This window comes from Ruegeria sp. E8 (assembly GCF_056533985.1).
Genome location: NZ_JBQFOY010000007.1, coordinates 155,596 through 177,952 on the forward strand (window position 1 = coordinate 155,596; position 22,357 = coordinate 177,952).

The window sequence follows — 22,357 nt, forward strand, 5'->3', positions numbered from 1 at the left end:
TTGATCCACGCGAATAAATCGGCACACATGGATGCTATGTGTTCTTTGTACACCGCTTAATTTATTGATATAAAACAATATTATCACATAGCGCACAGACGCTAGGCTCAGGACCCATTGATTTAAGCTGTGCTGACATTCAGAGAAGCGGCAGCATTATGCATTTTGGGCTCACTGCTGCTATTCTTTGCGGTGAGCACAGGCTGGAGATAAGAACCCAGAGCCGCCGTTGCGGTTCAAACTGGCTGCTAAGGTGGCTCTCAGTTGGTCACAGCCCACACCGGACATTGGCGTTTTCGACCAGTTGCCGCACAATAACACCAGATCAAACGCAACGATGCATAATAATGCTAGACATAGTGTATGGAACGAGACCGTAGCAATGACTCCACCCGGCCAAACTTCGTTGCGCGCAGCGTCGCCAGAATCGCTCTTTCGGTTCGGGTCAAGCTGCTTGTCGCGTTTTTGGGCATTACCTGTCTGCTCGTCGGATTGGCGCTTTTTGGCCTCTATTCTCTGCATCACGCCAACATCAGAACCGAAGCCATGATCCGCGATCAGGAGCGTATTGCTTTTTTGACCGACACCTACGCAACCATTTCCAACTTGCAGGCTTACCTTTTGGCAACATTTTTGCCGCCAAAGACCATAAACGCGGATGGCGATGGAGGTCTTTTCGTGACCGCTGCTGCCAGCGCCTACAACATCGCATCGGCGCTGGAACGCGATCTGGGCGTCGGTGCCCGCCGTTTTGGACAACCAGGCATGCCTGACCAAGGTTTCATTGCACAGCTGCGCACAGACCTGGCGCCAATCATACCCGTCACACTGGAAATGAGACGTTTGGACCGCGAAGGTGAGTTGCGGACCGCCGCTGTGTACGGCATCGAAAACGGCTTTGAGCGTCTTCAGGCGATGCAGCGTGATGTTTACACCGCCGCGCAACGTATCGAGAACGAGATGCGGAACCGGGCACGTACGACGACACAGGCCTATCTGACCTCGCGTCAAAACATCGTGGCAGCGGCACTCATTGCAGTTGGGGTCGCGCTTTTACTTGGATATTCGATTTCTTCCTCTCTTCTATGGCCAATTCAACGCATTCGCATGGCCCTTGGGAAACTGTCCAAAGGGGGGTTTGATGAAAGGGTTAATGTGCCAAATCGCGATGAGCTTGGCGAACTGGCGCACCATATTAATCAGACAAGTGAAAAACTCGGAAATCTCTACGAGCAGGTCGAGGCACAAAAAGCGCAACTGACCGAATGGAACGCTGTACTGGAAACGCGTGTAGCTGAACAGGTCGAAGAGATCGAGCGCACCAACCGTCTGAAGCGTTTCCTGCCTGCTCAGGTTGCGACAATGATTGTTGGCGCTTCGGATGAAGAAGACGTGCTTCGAACACGCCGAGCGGAGATTACGGTTCTTTTCGCCGATCTGCGCGGGTTTACGGCATTCGCGACTGCCGCAACTCCCGATCAGGTAATCAAGATGCTCAACACATTTCATGGCACCTGCGGGCCACTTGTCGAGGAACATGGAGGAACAGTGGAACGTTTTCTGGGCGATGGGTTGATGGTTCTGTTTGGAGCTCCGGTTCCTATGGATAATGCGGCGCAAAGCGCTGTAGACTTGGCTCAGGACATGCAACGAAAAGTACGGGGCGCTTTGACCCCGTTCAAAGCCGGGGCAGACGATCGAAATCTTGGCCTCGGGATTGGGATCGCAACTGGCGCTGCCACGATGGGCCAGATTGGGTTTGAAAGCCGCCTGGACTACTCTGCCATCGGTCCGGCACCCAATCTCGCCTCAAGACTTTGTGAAATCGCCAAAGATGGCCAGACTCTTATCTCTCACGCCACTGCATGGCAGGTGGACAGCGATATGGTCCCGGCGGGTCCATTTGATCTTAAGGGGATTGGCTCAAGTATAGCGACGTTCGAACTAATAAATCGATAAAGAACGAGCTAGATAGGGCGTTTCCAAGAATCTCTTGGAATTCTTTTATCAGAGAACCGGAAGGTCTTTACAATGTCCGCTTTTAAGCAACTGCTGCCGTCTTCGGTGCTCGGTGCTGCAAGCGCGGCGAACGTCCGCTTGGTGGCCATATGACCTGCCCCGGATGTTGTGCCTCTACATCCCAAAGTTCGCGTCCGGATCTGGCCACTGCCATTAACCGTGCCGCAGTCAGCTAATAACCGCGCCACACTATAGTAATCCAACAGGCACACTTCAGTCTTTGTCACAGTGCTTCCGTATTGCTTCCGGCCAGCCGAACGCCATGAAGTGCGTACTATGCGCATCCGTGTAAATACATGGTTTTCTTCGAAAAAAGTGGTGAGCCGTGCAGGATTCGAACCTGCGACCCACTGATTAAAAGTCAGTTGCTCTACCAACTGAGCTAACGGCCCACTCTTTTGCTGGATCCTGATGATCCGTGGCGCTCTTTACGGCAATTCCCTGACAAGGTTCAAGCCCCTAATTTGCGCCTCGTTTCGCCGTTACATCAAGTGTTTCCGGCGACCCGATAGGCGGCCTAATTAGGCAGGTGACGCATGAGGGTCAACCCCTTTTTTCAGGAATCTTCGCGACAGGGTGGATTCATGTTCTGACCAGCGTTATATGCCCGCCATGCAACAGAGACTCGATACCGGATTGCCCTTTTTGAAGATGCATGGACTGGGAAATGACTTTGTCATCGTTGATGCACGTGCGCACGATGCTCCGATCACCCCGGCGCTTGCGAAGGGAATCGGGCATCGACACTTTGGCGTGGGATTCGATCAGCTGGCCGTTATCGAAAACGGAGAGGCTGATGCGCATCTGGTGTTCTACAACTCTGATGGATCGACTTCAGCCGCCTGTGGCAATGCCACCCGCTGCATTGCGCGGCTGCTAATGGACGAGACGGACAGTTCCGCGCTGACACTCACCACTGAACGTGGGACTCTTTACGCGCGGGATGCGGGTGACGGGCTCACCTCGGTTAACATGGGTCCTCCACAGTTGAAGTGGCACGAAGTCCCACTGGCCGAAGAGATGGAGACGCTGGAACTGCCAATTGAAGGCACCCCAACGGCAACAGGAATGGGGAACCCGCATTGCACCTTCTTTGTTGAAAATGCCGAGGCGATCCCGTTGGCAGAGTTTGGTGCACGCTATGAATACCACCCGCTCTACCCGGAACGGACAAATGTTCAGGTGGCGCAGATCATTGGCACGGATCACATCTGTATGCGCGTATGGGAACGCGGCGTGGGCATCACTCTGGCCTCTGGGTCTTCGTCCTGTGCGACAGCCGTCGCCGCCGCGCGGCGCGGGCTGACCGGGCGCAAAGTACAGATTGATCTCGATGGTGGCACGCTTTGGATCAACTGGCGCGACGATGGCGTGTGGATGACCGGCCCGACATGTCATGTCTTCTCAGGCACGCTGACGCCTGAATTCCTGAGGACGCTGGGATGAACCCGCCCAAGTTCACCACATTGGGCTGTCGCCTGAACGCCTATGAAACCGAGGCGATGAAAGAGTTGTCACAACAGGCAGGCCTGTCAGACGCTGTCGTGGTGAACACATGCGCGGTGACTGCCGAGGCGGTACGCAAGGCCCGACAAGAGATTCGCAAGTTGCGACGCGAGAACCCAAATGCTCGTTTGATCGTGACAGGCTGCGCCGCCCAGACCGAGCCCGAGACCTTTGCCCAAATGGATGAGGTCGATGCGGTCATCGGCAACTCTGAAAAGATGCAGCCCGAGACCTGGAAAGGCATGGCAGCCGATTTCATCGGCGAGACCGAGGCCGTTCAGGTCGATGACATCATGTCCGTTACCGAGACGGCCGGACACCTGATTGACGGTTTCGGCACCCGCTCGCGCGCCTATGTGCAGGTCCAGAACGGTTGCGACCACCGCTGCACCTTCTGCATCATCCCCTATGGCCGGGGCAACTCGCGCAGTGTGCCTGCGGGTGTTGTGGTGGACCAGATCAAAAGGCTCGTGGACAAGGGCTATAACGAAGTTGTTCTGACTGGGGTCGATCTGACTTCCTGGGGGGCCGACTTGCCGGCTCAGCCCAAGTTGGGCGATTTGGTGATGCGTATCCTCAAGCTGGCGCCTGACCTACCGCGCCTGCGGATCAGCTCGATTGACTCGATTGAGGTCGATGAGAACCTGATGCAGGCCATCGCGACCGAGCCGCGTCTGATGCCGCACCTGCACTTATCACTCCAGCATGGCGACGATCTGATCCTGAAGCGTATGAAACGCCGACACCTGCGAGACGACGCCATACGATTTACCGAAGAGGCGCGGAAGCTGCGCCCCGATATGACATTCGGTGCGGACATCATCGCGGGCTTCCCGACCGAGACCGAGGCCCATTTCGAAAACTCGCTCAAGCTGGTCTCCGACTGCAATCTGACCTGGCTTCATGTCTTCCCTTATTCCAAACGAGAAGGCACACCGGCCGCCCGCATTCCGCAGCAAGTGAATGGAACGGTCATCAAAGATCGCGCCGCCCGTTTACGTGCAGCCGGCGACACTCAGGTCACAAAACACCTGTCGACACAGATCGGCAAAACCCATCATATTCTGATGGAAAACCCGCAGATGGGCCGAACCGAACAATTCACCGAGGTGTCCTTCAAAACACCCCAACCCGAAGGTCAAATCGTGACCGCTGCGATCACCGGGCAGACGGATACCCAACTCACCGCCTGATCCGCTCTTCATCTGGCTAAAAATATCCCGGGGTTGAATTGGCTGAAGGCCAAGAAGGGGCTGGCCCCTTCAGCCCGGCTTCAAAAAGAAACCCCCGCAACCTTATGGCGCGGGGGGTTCGATTTCTCGATGCCGATAACGGATCAATCCTCGTTACGAAGTTTGCCCTTATGCGGTGCCCAGAGGCGCTTGTTGACCAGGTAGAGCAGCACAGACAGCACGGTCAGGAAGATCACGCCGACAAAGCCCGCGTTCTTCCGGTCCATCATCTTGGGCTCGGCCGCCCACATCAGAAAGGCCGAAACGTCCTCTGACATGTGCTCAACAGTGTTCGAGTGTCCGTCAGCGAATTCGACCTGCTCATCCGCCAGCGGCGGGGCCATCGAAATCCAGCCACCGGGGAAGGCTTTGTTTTCGTACAGGATGGTGCCTGCTTCTTCCTTTTCCTCACCGGTATAGCCGTCCAGCAGCGAGGCGATGTATTCGGCACCGCCCATGCCTTTGACCAACTGATTGATGCCCAGACCGTACGGCCCGTGGAAGCCCGCACGCGCCTTGGCCATCAGGCTCAGGTCAGGTGCGCCAACAGCGTCGTTGGCCGGGAAGTGATCGGTCGGGATCGCAGGGCGGAAATCGTCCAGCTCGGGATCGAACACTTCAAAATTGTCCGCCGCATAGGTGATGACCTGCTCTTCCGAGTAACCCAGCGCTTCCAGATCACGCAGGGGTACATATCTCAGGCCGTGGCAGGCTGCGCAGACCTCGGTATAGATCTGCAGGCCGCGTTGCAGCTGGTGTTGGTCCCAGGTGCCAAACGGTCCTTCGAACGAAAAGGCGAAATCTTCGATATGCTGTTCGCCACCGCCTGCCGCAAAAGATGCAGCAGGGGTCAGGGCCAGGGCAAACGCAGCGCCGATTGCAAGTTTCTTGAACATGATTCCGGTCCCTCTTCTTACTCGGCCGGCGTGGCGTCGGCGTCAGCCTTGCCATAATGCGCGTTGAAGTCTTCTTCGATGGTTTCCGGCGGGGTCAGCGGTTTTTCGATGACACCCAGGATCGGCAGGATCACGAAGAAATATGCGAACCAGTAGGCGGACGCGATCAGCGAGAAGGTCGCATAAGGCTCTTCCGCAGGCATCGCACCCAGCCACATCAGGGCAAAGAAGTCGATGATCAGCAGGTAGAACCACCATTTGAACATCGGGCGATACTTGCCCGAACGCACGGTCGATGTGTCCAGCCAGGGCGCCAGCGCCATGGCCAGGATCGCGCCGAACATCGCCAGAACACCAAAGAACTTGGCGTCGATGATGCCGCCGGTGATGAAGCTGGCGAACTGAACAACCCAGACCTCACCGGTGAAGGCGCGCAGGATCGCGTAGAACGGCAGGAAGTACCATTCAGGAACGATGTGTGCAGGCGTAACCAGCGGGTTGGCTTCGATGTAGTTATCCGGGTGACCAAGATAGTTCGGCATGAAGCCGACAACCGCCCAGAACACGACCAGAATCACGGCCAGTGCGAAAAGGTCCTTGATCACGAAATACGGCCAGAACGGCAGCGTGTCTTTCTTCGCCTCGTCCTTCGACCCGCGACGCACTTCAACACCTGTCGGGTTGTTGTTGCCGGTGGTGTGGAAGGCCCAGATATGCACGATCACCAGTGCCGCAATGATGAATGGCAGCAGATAATGCAGCGAGAAGAAGCGGTTCAGCGTGGCGTTATCCACCGCAGGTCCGCCCAGCAGCCAGGTCTGCAGCGCATCACCCACAAACGGGATCGCACCAAACAGGCCGGTGATCACGGTCGCGCCCCAGAAGGACATCTGACCCCAGGGCAGAACATAGCCCATGAATGCGGTGCCCATCATCATCAGGTAGATCAGCATTCCGATGATCCACGTGATCTCACGCGGGGCTTTGTACGAACCGTAGAACAGGCCGCGGAACATGTGGATGTAAACCGCAACAAAGAACAGCGACGCGCCGTTCATATGCAGATAGCGGATAAAGTAACCGCCGTTCACGTTGCGCATGATGTGCTCGACGCTGGCAAAGGCCAGATCGACATGCGGGGTATAGTGCATCACCAGTATGATACCGGTGACGATTTGCAGCGCCAGGCAGAACGCCAGAACGATGCCCCAGATCCACCACCAGTTCAGGTTCTTGGGGGTGGGAATCATCAGGGTATCGTACAGCAGGCCGACAATCGGCAGACGGCTGTTCAGCCACTTTTCGCCGTTTGTCTTCGGCTCGTAATGATCGTGGGGAATTCCGGACATAAGTTTGGGTCTCCCTTAGCCGAGTTTGATAGTGCTGTTGTCTACCCATTCTGCGGGCGGGACAGGCAGGTTCTCAGGCGCGGGGCCTTTACGAATACGACCGGCAAGATCGTAGTGCGAGCCGTGGCAGGGGCAGAACCAGCCGCCAAAGTCGCCAGCGTCACCCAGAGGCACACAGCCAAGGTGGGTACAAACGCCCATCTGAACGATCCAGGCACCCGGTGCCTCACCTTCCGGTGACGGCATCACGCGGTTTGCGTCGGTCGCGGGCGCGTCGGCGCTCAGGTTAAAGTTGCGAGCCAGCGGATCGGGCAGCGCATCAACACCTTCGGCGTCCTGCTCCTGGGCTTCCTGAATCTCGGCCCCGGTGCGGTGACGGACGAAAACGGGCTTGCCCAGCCATTTTACCGTCAGCTGCGTACCTGGCTCGACACCGCTCACATCCACACGGATCGAGGACAGCGCCTGAACGTCTGCCGATGGATTCATTTGGTTGATCAGGGGCCATACGGCTGCACCTGTTGCAACGACACCTGCGCCGCCAGCGACGTAGTACAGGAAATCTCTGCGGGTGCCTTCGTGGTCTTCTGCGTGGGACACGAGGTTATCTCCGATTGTCTGGCGCCCGCGGACGGGCAAATAGCTCGCGCACCGCACGAATGCGGTGTCTTAAACGCGCTTACTATCGGGGAGAATAGTGTTCGTCCAGCGTTCATAAACGCGCAATACGCCGCATGTGCGCTTCCTGCACCTGCCGAGGGGCCTTTTTTGGTGATTCCAGTCTACAGATTTTCCGGTGACATCGAAGCAAGCGGCATTGATTCGAACACCGAACTTTTCTGCACGAGGCTCAACCCGCCGGATTCGAGTCAGCAATTTGGCATCTGATTTGCGCGTTGATCCAACATAATCTGCACAACAAAACAGCGATTGTTTTCACCTAAATCATATTCGCCAAATAGATGATTTAAATCGTAAATTGCACGCCAATACACCATTGCACTTTTCACGCGAATACCTGACAGCGCAGGAAACGCGCGAACTCCTGCAAGGAGACCCCCTATGTCAAAAATCACCCCGGCCACTGCGCTGTTCACCTTGGCCCTGTCAACGCAAACCCTTGCCGCAGGCGATCCTGCCAAGGGTGAAGCAATGTATAACCGCTGTTCCTCGTGCCATGCGATCATCAGAGACGGTGAGGTTCTGGTCAAAGGCGGAATCACCGGCCCGAATCTCTATGGCGTCGTTGGGCGTGTCGCCGGATCGGAAAACGATTATCGCTATGGCAGTGAACGCCTGCCTCTCGGCATGTTCACAGATGACATGATCCGCGCCGGCGAAGTGGGGCTGGTCTGGACCGAAGAAAACATCGCCGCCTATTCCAAGGACCCGATCAAATTCATCAAAGAGTATCTGGATGACGACACCGCCCGCCCGAACATGAGCGTCAAGCTCAAGAAAGGCGCAGAAGACATCGCCGCCTATCTGGCGACCTTCGGTCCCGAATAATCCTGTTTACCGGTGCTGGTTACGCTTTGTGCATCAAGGCGGCCAGCAGTCCGGCTTCATTTCCTAAGCCATTGGAAACTTGATCTGCAGCAGCGCGTCGAACGTCTTCGGACTTGTTCTGCCCCAGTTTCCATGTGCCTTGAATATCGTCCACATAAATGCGGCACGGCACGATCATCCGCATCATCTTGCTCAGGGCTTCATCGGACATTTTGTCAGTGACCCAAGGGGGTTTGGGCAACAAACGTTGCTCGTAGAAGGCCGATTGACGTTGGAGTAAGTCCAGCAACTCGTCCTGAGGGCGCAGTTCCAACTGTCCGATCAGATGTACAGCAACGTAATTCCAGGTCGGCACCTGATCTTCAACGCCATACCAATCTGGTGAGACATATGCGTCCGGCCCCTGTACCGCGATCTTTGCCTGCTGTGGTTCGCGAAGCACCCGCGCTATGGGGTTCGAGCGCACCAGATGCAGTTCAGCCATGGATCCGTCTTCAGACACTAGAAACGGCACATGGCTCAGTAACGGGGCACCGTCAGCAGAAACCGCCAAGACCCCGAAAGCCCGATCGCGGGCGAATTCAACATGGCGCGCGCGGTCCTCGGCACGAAAAGCGGGATTCGGGTGCATGGCGATCCTCCTTTCGAATCTCTTGCAGTGGGAACCGGTTCTTGGCAAGGTCCGCCTCGTTCTCAGGGCGGGGTGGAATTCCCCACCGGCGGTATGCGGGCTATGACCCGTAAGCCCGCGAGCGGCCCCAAGCCTATTGGGGTGACAAGCAGATCTGGTGAGAGGCCAGGGCCGACGGTTACAGTCCGGATGAAAGAGAACGTGCAGCGCGTCGGTGATACGGCGTGCCTGCCCGTGATCGCCTTGGGTGACGTGTCATGCCGTGCTGGCAGCGAAAAGTGGAAATCGGTTTTCGCAACCGCCAGCAGGCCACCAAACTGAAAGGAGATCACGATGACACACACCCGCTATGCTTTTATCAAGGCCAACTGGCATTCCGATATCGTTGACCGCGCGTTGGATGGGTTCTTGGAGCTCATCCCCACCGAGCAAGTCGATGTCTTCAACGTCCCCGGCGCGTTCGAAATGCCCCTGCTGGCCCGCGATCTGGCCCAAACCAGCAAATACGCCGCCGTCGCCTGTGCCGCTTTTGTCGTCGATGGCGGCATTTACCGGCACGACTTTGTCGCCCAAGCCGTTGTCGATGGCCTGATGCGCGCCGGAATGGACACAGGCGTACCGGTCCTGTCCGTCTCGCTGACGCCGCATCAATATCAGGAGACCGACCACCACAACGCCATCTATCGCGATCACTTCGTTCAAAAAGGCCGCGAAGCGGCTCAAGCCGCGCTGATGATCACGGACACCCGCGCGAAAGTCGCGCAGGCTGCCTGAACTTCATCTTTTCAAAAATACTCAAATGCGCCGCCCACCGGGCGGCGTTCGCGCCATCAACATCCAAATCCGCTTGAGGCCGGGGGCCTTGCCCGCTAATCACAACCGGCAAAGGAGCATACCCCATGTCGATGAACAGCTTTGGACACCTTTTCCGCGTCACCACCTGGGGTGAAAGCCACGGTCCCGCCTTGGGTGCTACGGTCGATGGCTGCCCGCCGGGTGTTGCAATCGACGAGGCGATGATCCAGCACTGGCTGGACAAACGCAAACCGGGGCAGAACAAGTTCACCACCCAGCGTCGAGAGCCGGATCAGGTGAAAATACTCTCGGGCGTGTTCGAGGGCCAGACCACCGGCACCCCGGTCCAGCTGATGATCGAAAACACCGATCAGCGCTCGAAAGACTATGGCGATATCATGGACAAGTTCCGCCCAGGCCATGCTGACATCACCTATTGGCAGAAATACGGCATCCGCGACTATCGCGGCGGCGGGCGCAGCTCGGCCCGAGAAACCGCGTCGCGCGTCGCCGCAGGTGGGCTGGCACGCGAGGCGATCAAGCAGATCGCGCCCAATGTGCAGATCACCGGTTACATGACCCAGATCGGACCGCACAAGATTAACCGTGACAATTTCGACTGGTCTCAGATCGAACAGAACCCGTTCTGGACGCCAGATACACAGGCGGCCGGGGACTGGGCCGATTATCTTGACGACCTTCGCAAGTCCGGCAACTCAGTCGGTGCGGTTGTAGAAGTTGTGGCGCGCGGTGTTCCTGCTGGGATCGGTGCGCCCGTTTATGCCAAGTTAGACACTGATCTCGCCGCCGCGATGATGTCGATCAATGCCGTCAAAGGCGTCGAGATCGGTGAAGGCATGGCCGCCGCTGAACTGACTGGCGAGGCCAACGCCGATGAAATCTTCATGGGTCAAGACGGCCCGCAATACAGCTCGAACCACGCCGGTGGCATTTTGGGTGGTATCTCAACCGGGCAGGACATCGTGGTGCGGTTTGCCGTGAAGCCGACCTCATCCATCCTGACCACGCGCAAGACCATCACGAAATCCGGTGAAGAAACCGAGATCATCACCAAAGGCCGTCACGACCCCTGTGTCGGTATTCGCGCGGTTCCGGTGGGTGAGGCGATGATGGCCTGCGTAATCCTTGATCACCTGCTGCTGCATCGCGGCCAGATCGGAGAGAACCGTGGACGGATCGGCTGATCTGCGCACGCGCCTGCGTGCAGTGGTCGCGCACCGCATGGAGACGGACCCCGCCCATGATCTGGCCCATCTGGATCGTGTTTGGACCAACGCTCAGGCTATCGCAGATGACCAAACTGATATGCCTGTGCTGCTGGCCGCAAGCTATCTGCACGATCTGGTAAATCTGGCCAAGGACGATCCCGACCGTCATCTGGCCTCGCGCAGATCAGCGGCTGAATCAGAGCCTATTCTGGGTGATTTGGGATATGGCATTGCCCAAATCCGGGCCATCCAACACGCGATCGAAGCGCATAGCTTCTCGGCCAATATCACCCCGGAAACGGCCGAAGCACGCATCTTGCGCGATGCGGACCGGCTTGACGCTTTGGGTGCCATCGGCATTGCCCGCAACTTTTCCGTCTCCGGCGCTTTGGGGCGCACTCTGTATGATGCGGCAGATCCTTTTGCCCAAAATCGGCCTCTGGACGACCTTCATTTCTCGCTCGACCACTGGAAAGTGAAACTGCTGGGATTGCCAGGTGACATGCTGACCGAGACCGGCAGACAGATCGCAGAGCAACGAACGGCACGGATGATCCGCTTTCTGGAGGAATTCGCCGAAGAGATTGGCGGTTCCTTGCCTCAATCCTGGGTGAATGGCTGAACCCGCCCGTTGATCTTTCCCCGTCAAAGGCGCAGGTTCGCGCCAATGGCAAAACCCTTAACATCGCATCGACCCATATTGGCCGTCGCTCTGAAAACGAGCGCGGTGTTTCTGTTCACCGTCATGGCAGCAATCATAAAAGCGCAGTCTGATCACTTCCCGCCGGGCGAAATGGTGTTCTTCCGGTCCCTCTTTGCCATTCCCGTGATTATGATCTGGCTGATCGCGCGCGGAGAATTGGCGCGAGGGTTTGTCGTGCGCAAACCCATGGGCCATTTCTGGCGCGGCGTGTTGGGAACCACCGCGATGGGACTGACGTTCACTGGCCTTGGCTTGATCCCCCTGCCCGAGGCCACCGCGATTGGATACGCCACGCCAATTTTCACTCTGATCCTGGCAGCAATCATGCTGGGTGAGCGCATCCGAGCAATCCGAATCGCCGCCGTGGCCATCGGGCTGCTGGGTGTTCTGATCATGATTTGGCCTCGACTGGGTGGCGACAACATGGAGGCCGCCGCCACCATCGGCGCGTTGTGTATTTTGGGTGCGACCGTCGCCCGTGCCTTTGTGCAAATCCATATCCGGCAGTTGGTTCAGGTCGATCATCCCGCTGCCATCGTGTTCTATTTCTCGATGACCGCGACCATTCTGTCCGGGCTGACCATCTTTTGGGGCTGGGTCTTGCCCTCTTGGGAGCAGGCAGGGTTTTTGATTCTGGCTGGCCTGATCGGGGGCGTGGCCCAGATTTTGGTGACCTCATCTTATCGCTTTGGTCAGGCTTCGATGTTGGCGCCTTACGATTATACTTCCATGCTGTTTGCCATCGTCATCGGCTTTGTCTGGTTCAGCGAGTTGCCGACTTTGGTGATGCTGGCCGGCGCAGCACTGGTGATTGCGGGTAACATCGTGGTGATCTGGCGCGAGCATCAGTTGGGGTTGGAGCGTGGAAAGGCCCGCTCAGTCACTGATCCCAAAGCCTGACCTTTACCTTTGCCGAACTTCCCCTAGGGTGTGCCCGACAAAAGATGAGGGTTTCCCATGAGCGACGCGCAGGATCACAAGGAAAAGATGCAGAAGGTGCAGGCCAAGCACCGCAAGAAAGTGTCCGAGGCAGTTGATCCCGGACGCGGACTGGTTCTGATCAATACCGGCAAAGGCAAAGGCAAGTCTTCGGCCGCGTTTGGCGTGGTCATCCGCGCGCTGGGCTGGGGCCAGAAGGTCGCCGTGGTACAGTTCATCAAGGGCAAGTGGAAAACCGGCGAGCGCCGTTTCTTTGAAGAACGCGATCTGGTGACGTGGCACACGATGGGCGAAGGTTTCACTTGGGACACGCAGGATCGCGAGCGCGACATTGCCGCTGCCACTGCCGCTTTCGACAAGGCACGCGCCCTGATGGCAAGCGGTGAGTATGATTTAGTCGTGCTGGATGAGATCAACATCGCCCTGCGCTATGAATACCTGACGGTCGAACAGGTTATCGAGGGTCTGAACGGGCGCTCGGACAAAACCAGTGTTTTCCTGACAGGACGTGATGCACCACAGGTCCTGCGTGACTATGCCGATCTGGTCACTGAAATGACCGAAGAAAAACACCCGTTTCAGGCAGGAATCAAAGCACAGCGCGGTGTGGATTTCTGAATCAGCGCATGGTGTGAGACTGGCGGCATTTAGCCGCCAGATATGCTAATCGACTGCCGGATTGGCCAATTCTACTGTGTCGCAGGTTCCGGAAACCGCGCGCGGGTTCGGTTGGCGAAGGCCACAAGAGACAGCATCACAGGCACTTCGACCAGAACCCCCACAACGGTTGCCAATGCCGCGCCGGAATTTAGACCGAACAAGCTGATTGCAACGGCAACAGCCAGTTCGAAGAAGTTCGACGTACCGATCATGGCGCATGGTGCTGCGATCCGGTGGGGGACTTTCAGTGCAAAGGCAGCGCCATAAGCCACGGCAAAAATGCCATAGCTTTGGATGAGAATGGGAACAGCGATCAGCACGATGACCATCGGTTTGGCCAGAATGGTCTGACCCTGAAGGCCGAACAGAATAACCACGGTCGCGATCAGCCCCATCACAGACCACGGTTTCACCCGGGCTGAGAAGGCTTCGATCGCCTGTTTAGAGCCTAAACTCCGACGGGTGATCAACCCGGCAGTTAGCGGCAGTACGACATAAAGAACAGTGGCCAGAACCAAGGTTCGCCAGGGCACTTCAATATCGGTAACGCCCAGCAAAAAGGCCACGATCGGGGCAAAGGCCACAACCATGATCAGATCGTTGACCGAGACCTGAACCAGCGTATAGGTCGCGTCGCCTTTGGTGAGTTGCGACCACACAAAGACCATCGCAGTGCAGGGTGCAGCCCCCAACAGGATCAGACCGGCGGTATATTGGGCAGCGTCTTCGGGTGCGATCCAGGGTGCGAAGACATAGTCAAAGAACAGAACGGCGAGCAGCGCCATAGTGAAGGGCTTGATCAGCCAATTCACCACCAATGTCACGATCAGACCGCGTGGCTGACGGGCAACCCCAGCGACAGCGCCAAAATCGACGTTAACCATCATGGGATAGACCATCGCCCAGATCAGCACGGCGACAACCAGATTGACACTGGCGATTTCGGCCCCTGCAACCAGTTGCACCAGACCCGGCGTAGCCAGCCCAATCAGAGCGCCGCCAACCATGGCAAGCGCGATCCAGATTGTGAGATATCGTTCGAAAATGCTCATGAAAGCGCCTCGGAAGTTTGATCCGTGAGCTTGCCGGACGTCAGCGCGGCCAGGGCAACCATCACGGTTGCGGTGCCGAGGACCATTGGTAATCCTCCGATCTGATAGGTCAGACCCGACAAAACGGTACCGACCAGCCGACCTGTCGCATTCGCCATGTAGTAAAAGCCGACATCCATCGTCACACGCTCGGACTGGGTGAAGGCCAGGATCAAATAGGAATGCAACGAGGAATTGACCGCGAAGATCGCACCAAAAACCAACAGGCCGACCACGAGTGTCATGGTCAGCCAGGGCTCAGGTCCATTTGACAGCAAAACAACCAATGTTAGAGCCGCAGGAATGCTAAAAAGGAACGTCGCCCAGCTGCGCGCAGCGCGGATCAGATCGCCTTCAGTTCGATCCGACGCACGAAGTATCCTTGGCGCGTTGGCTTGCACGGCACCATAGAGAATGACCCACACCGCCATGAAGGCTCCAATCATGAAAAACGCTGCGCGATTGCCCTCTTCAGTGCCATCTGACAGCACAGCGTAGAAATAGATCGGGATGCCAACCACAAACCAGACATCCCGTGCGCCGAACAGAAAGACGCGTGCCGCCGACAGCCAGTTCACATTGGCGGATTTCGAGAAAACCTCGGAAAACTTTGCCCCCTTGCGCCCCTTCGGCAGACCCGCTGGCATGAACAGGATGACCGCGAACAGGATCAACGCCAGTACGGCTGCCATGACAAGGATTGCCGTCATGAAGCCCAGCGTCGCCAACATGGCCGCGCCCAGCAGAAACCCCAGACCTTTGACGGCATTCTTTGACCCGGTCAGCACCGCGACCCAACGAAACAACCCGCCGCCTTCAGTCGGGGCCAGCAGTTTGACTGACGATTTCGAAGACATCTTGGCCAGATCCTTGGCCACGCCGCTGGCGCCTTGCACCATCATCACGAAGGCGACCGAAGCCGCGACAGTCCAGTTCGGGTCAAGCTGCGTCATGGCAAGCAGTGCCACCACCTGCATCCCCAACCCGGCGTAAAGGGTAGAGGTCAACCCGAACCGGGCTGCAATCCAGCCTGCAGCCAGGTTGGTGACAATCCCGGCGATCTCATAAAGGACAAACAGATAAGCCAGCTGAACCGGCGAGAAGCCCATGGTGTGAAAGTGCAACAGCACCAACATCCTGAGCGCCCCGTCGGTCAGCATGAAGGCCCAATAGGCCGCCGTGACCGCGATATAGGCCGACAATCCTTCGGGCCGTTGGGTCACAACGATGACCCTACCATCAGCGCGACGTCCACCAGTCGATGCGCATAACCCATCTCGTTGTCGTACCACGCGTAGATTTTCACGTGCGTCCCATTCACCACCATGGTCGAGGGCGCATCGATGATCGAGGATCGCTCGTCATTGGTGTAGTCGGTCGACACCAGCGGGCGCGTCTCATACCCCAGAATACCCTTCAGCTCACCTTCGGCTGCGGCTTTGAAGAAGGCGTTAACCTCTTCCACCGTGGTTTCGCGCTCAACCTCGAACACGCAATCGGTCAGTGAAGCGTTCAACAGCGGCACCCGCACCGCATGGCCGTTCAGGCGACCTTTGAGCTCCGGATAGATCAAAGTGATCGCCGTTGCCGAACCCGTGGTGGTCGGAATCAGAGAGTTCAGCGCCGAACGCGCGCGCCGAAGATCCTTTGCGGGCCGATCGACGATGGTTTGCGTGTTGGTCACATCATGGATCGTGGTCATCGACCCGTGGCGGATGCCCAGATTCTCGTGAATGACTTTGACCACCGGTGCCAGGCAGTTTGTCGTGCAGGAGGCCGCCGTTACGATGCTATGAGCCGCAGGGTCATAGGTGCTGTCATTCACACCTACGACGATATTGGCCGTCGGGCCGTCTTTGACCGGGGCCGAGACAACGACCTTTTTCACTCCAGCATCGAAATACGGTGCCAGCTTGGCCTCAGTCTTGAACACGCCGGTGCAGTCGATCACCACGTCGACACCGTCGAGCGGCAGGGCGGTCAGGTCTTTGGTGCCAATAAAAGGCAGGCGGGTTCCGTTTACAGTGATGCCGTCGGCGTCATGGTTGAACTCTGCGTCCCAGCGCCCGTGCACAGTATCAAACTCCAGCAGATGCGCGTGCATCTCGGGATCACCGACAGCATCGTTGATCCAGGCGATTTTTGCGCCCCGTTCCAGCAAAGGCTTCAGGGCCAGTTTTCCCATCCGGCCAAGGCCGTTCAGTGCATAGGTCGTCATTTCGTGTCCTCAAGTGGCTTCCGCCCGATCTCATCGACGGCGGATTGCAGAGCGATCCGGTCAAGGCTTTCGACCGGCAAAGAAGCGAAGGCCTGAATCCGCCGCTTCAGCGCGCCATAGGCGTTTTGAAAGGCCAGGCTTTTCTCGGCATCGGTGCCACCTGCCCTGACCGGGTCAACCATGCCCCAGTGTCCACTGATCGGTTGGCCTTCCCACGCGGGGCATTCCTCGTTGGCGGCCTGGTTGCAGACCGTGAAAACAAAATCCAGATCAGGTGCATCCGGCCCCGAGAACTCTGAGATATTCTTGGACCGCAGGACCGAGGTGTCGTGCCCCTTGTCTTGCAAAACCTGTAAAGAAAACGGGTTCAGCGTGGAAAACGGCTGCGTTCCGGCGGAATAGACATTGAATCGATCACCACCGATGTCCCGGAGCAGGGATTCAGCAAAGATCGAACGGGCGGAATTGCCCACACAAATGAACAGCACGTTGAACTTCCGGTCAGTCATGATGTCGCTGTCCCTGGGTGTCGGCATGCAAAGATCAGGTCGGCCACGGCAGCAATCCACGATCAGGAAATCGAGCATTTGCTGCACGTTTTTCATATCAATTGAATAGAGCAGAGACGTCCCGGATCGTTCCTGTTTGACCAGACCCGACCGTTGCAGAGCATTCAGGTAGTTCGACATCGTGCTGGGTTTGATCCCCAGCTCTGTCGCCAGTTCGCCAGCGGGCACAGTGTCAGGAAACCGTCGCATCAACATGCGAAACACGGTGATACGTTGCGGATGGCCCAGGATTGCCAGTTGATCGGTTATCTCTTTTATCATATTTCATGAAATATGGAAATAAGTCAGGAGAGTCAATTTGACTTCGGGGCCGTTACAAAAAATTCACAGAGGTCAGGTCAAATTCGATGATGCAGTCGCATAGCAAACACGTCGTGGGCTGCGGCCACGGTGCCAGCGCGCCAACCCAGAAATGGCCGGTACTGCACTTGCAGGCACGAGACTGACAGTTTAAACGAGCGTTTGCAGCCGGTCAGAACCAATTCCTGGTGGCTTCGAGAAGGCGCGCAGTAACTAGTCGGGCCATAGTAGGGCCACCGAAAAAGAAGGATGCCGCTGTAGCTCAGCTGGTAGAGCACGTCATTCGTAATGATGGGGTCGGGGGTTCGAGTCCCTTCAGCGGCACCACCCTTCTCCGATAGCACTCCGATTTTAATACTGGAATCAACACTTTCGGCAAGTCCGCAAGGTGATGTTTGCACTTTCGATTTTCAGACATTCAGGGCTCGGCTGCGCTCAGGATTGGTAACTTGATAGCATGGTGTCGCGATGGAAAACCTGACCGCTTTGTGGAAACGGGATGTCGTCAACAGCGAGACGTGCAAGACATACATTTGGCATTGTGACCCTCCTTATGGCCACAAGTCGTTATTAACGCACCCCGCGAAACGACTCGACTTTTCATATCCTTATGAAAAATACAGCGGTCGCATCCTGAAGAATGAAAACTTGTCCAACATGTGCTGACTTATGGATATGTCCCGGCGGCACCACGTACCAACATCGCACGCGCCTGTGCACCCCAGGGCTGGCTGTCGCTTGCGGCGTAAGTCCAGAAACGTCCTCCGCCCGACGGCGGCGGCACCCATTCGTCCAGATGGATACCTCCACCGCCCATTTCGTGCCCAACACATCCAAAACCGGCGGCCAACCAATATTGGCCCAGTTTGGCCAGTTCGATACCGCGAACCTTTGCTCCTGACGGATCGATAAGGTAAACGTCCGCCCCTCGCCCGCCCTGGCCATAATCGTCGTGGCGAATGCTTCCGACACGGCGGTTTCCAAAGCCTTTGCGATCTTGTCCGCCGCTGTAAATGTTGATTGTGTAACCTGGCCCGTAAACAGCATCGACCGCTTGCGTTAACCGCGACTCCAGATTTGGCGTGCAAGGCTTGTTCCGGGTGGCGGCGGCGTTTGTATAAACCAGCCGCGTGCCAAGTGTCTCAGCTCCGGCGGGCTGTATCCCATAGGTTTGAACCGGAGCGATTCCCTCAGGCATGGCTTCGACGGACAGATCATCGTCGTCTTCCACAGGGAAACCGGCCATCGGCATGTTGCGGCCAATACCAACGAAGTGTTCGACCGGATCCAAAACGGACTCAAGTGCCGTGTCGTCCATGTCGTCGTTAATACCTATCGCCTCCGCTCCCGAAACCGCTCCGCCCGCGCCTCGGAATTTTTCTGCTTGGGAAGCGCCCTCTCGGCTATTGCGGTCGCTCTGAATTTCGCCGTGCCCGAAAACGTTGGTAAGTGGAATTCCATATGCAGATGCAAGTGCCGCCACCAGTTTGTCCTGAGATTCGATCTGTGCCGCAGTTGGATTATAGTTGGGCCCTGCTTTGACGCATGTGATCCCGATCGAACTGTTGTTGCTGGCAATACGGCCGAAATTCTTCCGTTTGCTGTGATTGGGAGGCTTCACATGATTGGTGCGCTTTCCCATCGGAGCACCTTGAAAGATCCCACCATTGGGATCGATGTAGAAATGGTAGCCAAAATGCCCACCGCGCGCTGAATCACCCTCGATCTGGTATTGAATGAGCCAATCGGTAGACAGGTTCGCCGCGTTGTGATGCAGAACGATAGAGTTAAAGGGACGTCGGTTGTTCGTCGCACTGCGACCGTAGGGCGAATTGGCGTCGCCGCGATAGGTGACAACCAAACCGCCCGAGCCACGGGCAACTCCGGAACTGTCGATCGTGATGGCCCCGCCGCTTCGCAAGCCTGGCGTTACTGGCGTTGAGCCGCCCAACCGGGAAATGGCGTCACGAATAACGCTCAGTAAGCCTTCGAATTCCCGAACGTTTGAGCCCGCCCCGCTGGCGACCGATTCCGTTGCCAAAGCTTGCTGCGGTTCGTCGCCGGAACCACCGACATCCTCAAATTGCACCAAGACGGGCCGCGGCATTGGCCGGTTGAAGTGGCCGTATTTGTTTGCGTATTTGCCAGCATGCAGAACAGCCTGGATGCGGTCCCGAGCGGATGCGCTAAGCGTGTATGTATCGTTCCCGAGCAGGTCTTCGAGATGCCGCGTTATCCGCGATATGCGGATCCCCTCATTTGCCGGCCAGTAGACGTCATTATCATCCAAGATGCGGTTTGGGTGCTTAAAAGACCCGTCCTTCATTTGAAACTCGCCGTCCTTGATCACGGCAACTCCGCTGTGATGAAGCGCGATAACTTCCCAGGCATCGGAGAACACTGGTGATCCGGATGAGCCGGGCTTGGTATCTGCGCTGTAATGCGCCGCGATGTCCGAGGGAGAGCCCGTAAACTGTGCATCAGGATCAAGTTCATTCGCAGGTAAATCCTGAAGCATGGCTTCCCGGAACACGGCTTGCTTCTGTTCGGCATTTGGATGCTGGATGACATTGATCGGCTTGCCAATTGTAATCTTGCCCTCGCCGCCATCAAGCGGAAGATATCCGAAGTCCTCGAGAGGCCGACCACTTTCCGAGCTGGTTTGCTCGACGGCCACAAGGGCGAAATCCAATCGGTTGTTGGCATAAAAGAGCAAGTCGGGACGCAATTCAAAACGCACAGGGCGCATTTCGCGATTTCGATAGTTGATTTCAAAGTCGAACTGGACTGCTGCATTGCTTGCTGCAGTCTCGCTGGACAGAACATGATGGTTGGTTATCAAGACGTCCCCTGCAACAAGAAAGCCTGTTCCAAAACCGATTTCTGAGTTCCGGCGAATGATCCGACCAACCGACTTTGACACGATGGCAGCGCGTTTGAGATAAAGCACTGACAGGAATTCTTCTGCCTCACCCATGACCCGTTCATTCAGCAATGCGCTGATCGCATCGGTTGGGTTGTCCTCGCCTGTCGCCACAATCTCTTGCAGCCGATCCGGCAATACGCGCTGTTTCGGAGTTTCCTCGACAATTGTCCGCAATTGCTGAAGTTTGCGTGCTGCGTATTTCTGCATGCGGTGGTCGGTCTCACGAGCATGTTGACCCGCGGTTTCATAAGCCGTCGTCTTGACTTCACCGCGCCAATTCTCGCTGGCCTGCAAAAGAACAGACAAAGGATAACCACCAACCTTCCGGGACATGTCCAGCCCTCCGTCAAAACCGTTTGAATCCAAATTCGCAGATGTCTCTCCCGACACCGCCGTATCCCTAGAATAGTCCCGAGATATTGGCGGCGGGGTTGGCAAGAACTCGGATAGGATGTCATGAACATCAGGGTTTTCGGGGCGCGGCAGCGCACGGTTGGCCTTTCGGATTTCTTCATCAGTTCGCTGTTCAATTGTCGCTTCAGACGTGAGCCCACTAATGGGCTCCCGATTGGAAACGGCCGATGTCACCCCGTCTTCGATCAACTCATGAACGGCTTTGGCGACATCCTTGCGCTGCAGCATTCCTGCATGCGTCGCTTCGACAAAATACTGCGGGACATTGTCTACCTGCGCCAAATCGACAGGCACCGTCCCGTCACCATGGCTGGAATACCTATACGTCAGTTCAGAGTCTGTCTTGGTTGCTGCCACGACCGTATTTTGGCCATATCCAATGATCTGGCGGAACCGACTGTCAGGTGCTGGCAAATCGCTCTTGGCAGTCAGGGCGTCTGAAAGTGTTTTGTTGTTTGGACGCGCTCCTCCGCTTGGCCAGTATGCCGGATCAAAATATGCCTCGGCGGGGCGCAGTGCCGGGTCTGGCATCATCTCGACCAAACCGGGGAAATGACGCAAGTATAGTTTGGCAATCTGGTTTGGAGTATGCTCTTCGTCCAGCCAGCCGATTTTGTTCAACATATCGCTCGCGACGCGAAACACCTGGACCGGAGAATACGATCCGTAGTTCGGAGTGCCGATCGTCACAACGCGCTTGATGATATTGCCGGTGTCCAGCGATGCAATCTGTCGAGCGACAAGCCCCCCCATTGAATGTGCGACAAGGACAGCCCCGTTTCCGCCGTTTCCCTTGACCTGCGACAGCAGTTCCTTGCCAAGATCCGGGATCGATTTTCGCCAATCGTAGGGCAGAAAACGTGCCTGATAACCGAGCGCGCGCAATCTGAGGCGGAGAATACCATAGGCTGACCAGAAGGTGCCGGAGGCGAATACCGGATGAGGCTCTGCGCCGAATTTGAGTTTCGCGACACCTCCGCGCCGAATGTCGACGGGATCAAACCATATCAGGTCACCGTCTCCATCATCCTGAGCCGAAAGCTTCGACCCCATGATGCCAGGAAGAATATAGGCTGCAGGTTTGTCGTCACCCCCAAAACCAAGAAATTCCTGCGTTGGATCTGGGCGGAAATCGCCTGTTGCAACGGCTTCCGCTCGCAGCGCATCATAGACGTCGTCGCCCAGAAATTCCCGCAATTCTTTTTCGTTTGTTCCTTCGATCAGGTGGCGTTCAATCTCATTATCCGTAATCCGCGTCATAACTAACCTCCTCAAAACCATGGTGAACGTCTCCGAACGGGCGCGCCTTACGCCTTCACGGAAAGGCAAAAAAGCGAACTCCGAACGCCCGCGCGGCCCTGCGCAACCGCT

At 56.7% G+C, this 22,357-nt stretch carries 18 protein-coding genes, 2 tRNA genes and 1 riboswitch; of the genes, 10 read left to right on the plus strand and 10 right to left on the minus strand.

The annotated features are described in order from the left end of the window. Positions 1 to 363 precede the first annotated feature (363 nt). Positions 364 to 1,959, plus strand: a complete 1,596-nt coding sequence (locus tag ACR0LF_RS11930) for an adenylate/guanylate cyclase domain-containing protein (RefSeq protein ID WP_480579655.1) — start codon at positions 364 to 366, stop codon at positions 1,957 to 1,959. 376 nt (positions 1,960 to 2,335) lie between these two features. On the opposite strand, the gene ACR0LF_RS11935 is transcribed toward ACR0LF_RS11930, so the two are convergent. Beyond that, positions 2,336 to 2,411, minus strand: a tRNA-Lys gene (locus ACR0LF_RS11935). 211 nt (positions 2,412 to 2,622) lie between these two features. Here ACR0LF_RS11935 and dapF point away from each other — a divergent pair. Both dapF and mtaB read left to right on the plus strand, forming a co-directional pair. Then, entirely contained in the window at positions 2,623 to 3,465 is an 843-nt protein-coding gene (gene dapF, locus ACR0LF_RS11940; RefSeq protein WP_480579653.1) for a diaminopimelate epimerase, read from the plus strand. Beyond that, on the plus strand, positions 3,462 to 4,718 hold the full coding sequence (mtaB, locus tag ACR0LF_RS11945) for a tRNA (N(6)-L-threonylcarbamoyladenosine(37)-C(2))-methylthiotransferase MtaB (protein ID WP_480579651.1): 1,257 nt from the start codon (positions 3,462 to 3,464) through the stop codon (positions 4,716 to 4,718). Before dapF ends, mtaB begins: the two co-directional genes overlap by 4 nt. Positions 4,719 to 4,861: 143 nt before the next feature. Here mtaB and ACR0LF_RS11950 read toward each other — a convergent pair whose 3' ends face one another. The 3 genes from ACR0LF_RS11950 to petA are packed head-to-tail and all read right to left on the minus strand — an operon-like array spanning position 4,862 to position 7,602. Next, positions 4,862 to 5,653: a cytochrome c1 gene (locus tag ACR0LF_RS11950; RefSeq protein WP_480579649.1), complete on the minus strand. Its 792-nt coding sequence runs from the start codon at positions 5,651 to 5,653 to the stop codon at positions 4,862 to 4,864. A gap of 17 nt (positions 5,654 to 5,670) precedes the next feature. Continuing rightward, entirely contained in the window at positions 5,671 to 7,002 is a 1,332-nt protein-coding gene (gene petB / locus ACR0LF_RS11955; RefSeq protein WP_480579647.1) for a cytochrome b, read from the minus strand. 15 nt (positions 7,003 to 7,017) lie between these two features. Next, the gene (petA, locus tag ACR0LF_RS11960; protein WP_152459513.1) at positions 7,018 to 7,602 is read right to left on the minus strand and encodes a ubiquinol-cytochrome c reductase iron-sulfur subunit; all 585 of its coding nucleotides are present in this window, start codon (positions 7,600 to 7,602) and stop codon (positions 7,018 to 7,020) included. 462 nt (positions 7,603 to 8,064) lie between these two features. On the opposite strand from petA, the gene ACR0LF_RS11965 reads away from it, so the two are divergent. Then, positions 8,065 to 8,511, plus strand: a complete 447-nt coding sequence (locus ACR0LF_RS11965) for a c-type cytochrome (protein WP_480579645.1) — start codon at positions 8,065 to 8,067, stop codon at positions 8,509 to 8,511. 19 nt (positions 8,512 to 8,530) lie between these two features. Here ACR0LF_RS11965 and ACR0LF_RS11970 read toward each other — a convergent pair whose 3' ends face one another. Continuing rightward, positions 8,531 to 9,142 (minus strand): FMN-binding negative transcriptional regulator, encoded by a 612-nt coding sequence (locus ACR0LF_RS11970; RefSeq protein ID WP_480579643.1) that lies wholly within the window; start codon positions 9,140 to 9,142, stop codon positions 8,531 to 8,533. A 54-nt stretch (positions 9,143 to 9,196) separates the two neighbouring features. Next, a riboswitch (FMN riboswitch) is annotated at positions 9,197 to 9,347 on the plus strand. A gap of 128 nt (positions 9,348 to 9,475) precedes the next feature. Here ACR0LF_RS11970 and ACR0LF_RS11975 point away from each other — a divergent pair. The 5 genes from ACR0LF_RS11975 to cobO all read left to right on the plus strand — a co-directional run bounded on the left by ACR0LF_RS11975 (position 9,476) and on the right by cobO (position 13,426). Beyond that, entirely contained in the window at positions 9,476 to 9,916 is a 441-nt protein-coding gene (locus ACR0LF_RS11975; protein WP_480579641.1) for a 6,7-dimethyl-8-ribityllumazine synthase, read from the plus strand. A gap of 125 nt (positions 9,917 to 10,041) precedes the next feature. Beyond that, entirely contained in the window at positions 10,042 to 11,142 is a 1,101-nt protein-coding gene (aroC, locus tag ACR0LF_RS11980) for a chorismate synthase (RefSeq protein ID WP_480579639.1), read from the plus strand. Beyond that, entirely contained in the window at positions 11,126 to 11,788 is a 663-nt protein-coding gene (locus tag ACR0LF_RS11985) for an HD domain-containing protein (RefSeq protein ID WP_480579637.1), read from the plus strand. The genes aroC and ACR0LF_RS11985 overlap by 17 nt, the downstream gene beginning before the upstream one ends. 45 nt (positions 11,789 to 11,833) lie before the next feature. Further along, positions 11,834 to 12,769 (plus strand): DMT family transporter, encoded by a 936-nt coding sequence (locus tag ACR0LF_RS11990; protein ID WP_480579635.1) that lies wholly within the window; start codon positions 11,834 to 11,836, stop codon positions 12,767 to 12,769. 57 nt (positions 12,770 to 12,826) lie between these two features. Further along, positions 12,827 to 13,426: a cob(I)yrinic acid a,c-diamide adenosyltransferase gene (gene cobO / locus ACR0LF_RS11995; RefSeq protein ID WP_480579633.1), complete on the plus strand. Its 600-nt coding sequence runs from the start codon at positions 12,827 to 12,829 to the stop codon at positions 13,424 to 13,426. A 71-nt stretch (positions 13,427 to 13,497) separates the two neighbouring features. Here cobO and arsB read toward each other — a convergent pair whose 3' ends face one another. Genes arsB through ACR0LF_RS12015 form a run of 4 tightly spaced genes read right to left on the minus strand, consistent with a single transcriptional unit; the run spans position 13,498 to position 17,607 of the window. Further along, a complete protein-coding gene (gene arsB / locus ACR0LF_RS12000; protein ID WP_480579631.1) occupies positions 13,498 to 14,520 on the minus strand; it encodes an ACR3 family arsenite efflux transporter in 1,023 nt (340 codons plus the stop codon). Further along, on the minus strand, positions 14,517 to 15,782 hold the full coding sequence (arsJ, locus tag ACR0LF_RS12005; RefSeq protein WP_480579629.1) for an organoarsenical effux MFS transporter ArsJ: 1,266 nt from the start codon (positions 15,780 to 15,782) through the stop codon (positions 14,517 to 14,519). The genes arsB and arsJ overlap by 4 nt, the downstream gene beginning before the upstream one ends. Next, positions 15,779 to 16,777 (minus strand): ArsJ-associated glyceraldehyde-3-phosphate dehydrogenase, encoded by a 999-nt coding sequence (locus ACR0LF_RS12010; protein WP_480579627.1) that lies wholly within the window; start codon positions 16,775 to 16,777, stop codon positions 15,779 to 15,781. The genes arsJ and ACR0LF_RS12010 overlap by 4 nt, the downstream gene beginning before the upstream one ends. Next, entirely contained in the window at positions 16,774 to 17,607 is an 834-nt protein-coding gene (locus ACR0LF_RS12015; RefSeq protein WP_480579625.1) for an arsenate reductase/protein-tyrosine-phosphatase family protein, read from the minus strand. Before ACR0LF_RS12015 ends, ACR0LF_RS12010 begins: the two co-directional genes overlap by 4 nt. Before the next feature lie 290 nt (positions 17,608 to 17,897). On the opposite strand from ACR0LF_RS12015, the gene ACR0LF_RS12020 reads away from it, so the two are divergent. Then, positions 17,898 to 17,973: transfer RNA gene (locus ACR0LF_RS12020), tRNA-Thr, on the plus strand. Between the two features lie 340 nt (positions 17,974 to 18,313). Here ACR0LF_RS12020 and ACR0LF_RS12025 read toward each other — a convergent pair. Beyond that, positions 18,314 to 22,246 carry an alpha/beta fold hydrolase gene (locus tag ACR0LF_RS12025; RefSeq protein WP_480579623.1) on the minus strand — a complete coding sequence of 1,311 codons (3,933 nt, stop codon included), beginning with the start codon at positions 22,244 to 22,246 and terminating at the stop codon, positions 18,314 to 18,316. Between the last annotated feature and the right edge of the window lie 111 nt (positions 22,247 to 22,357).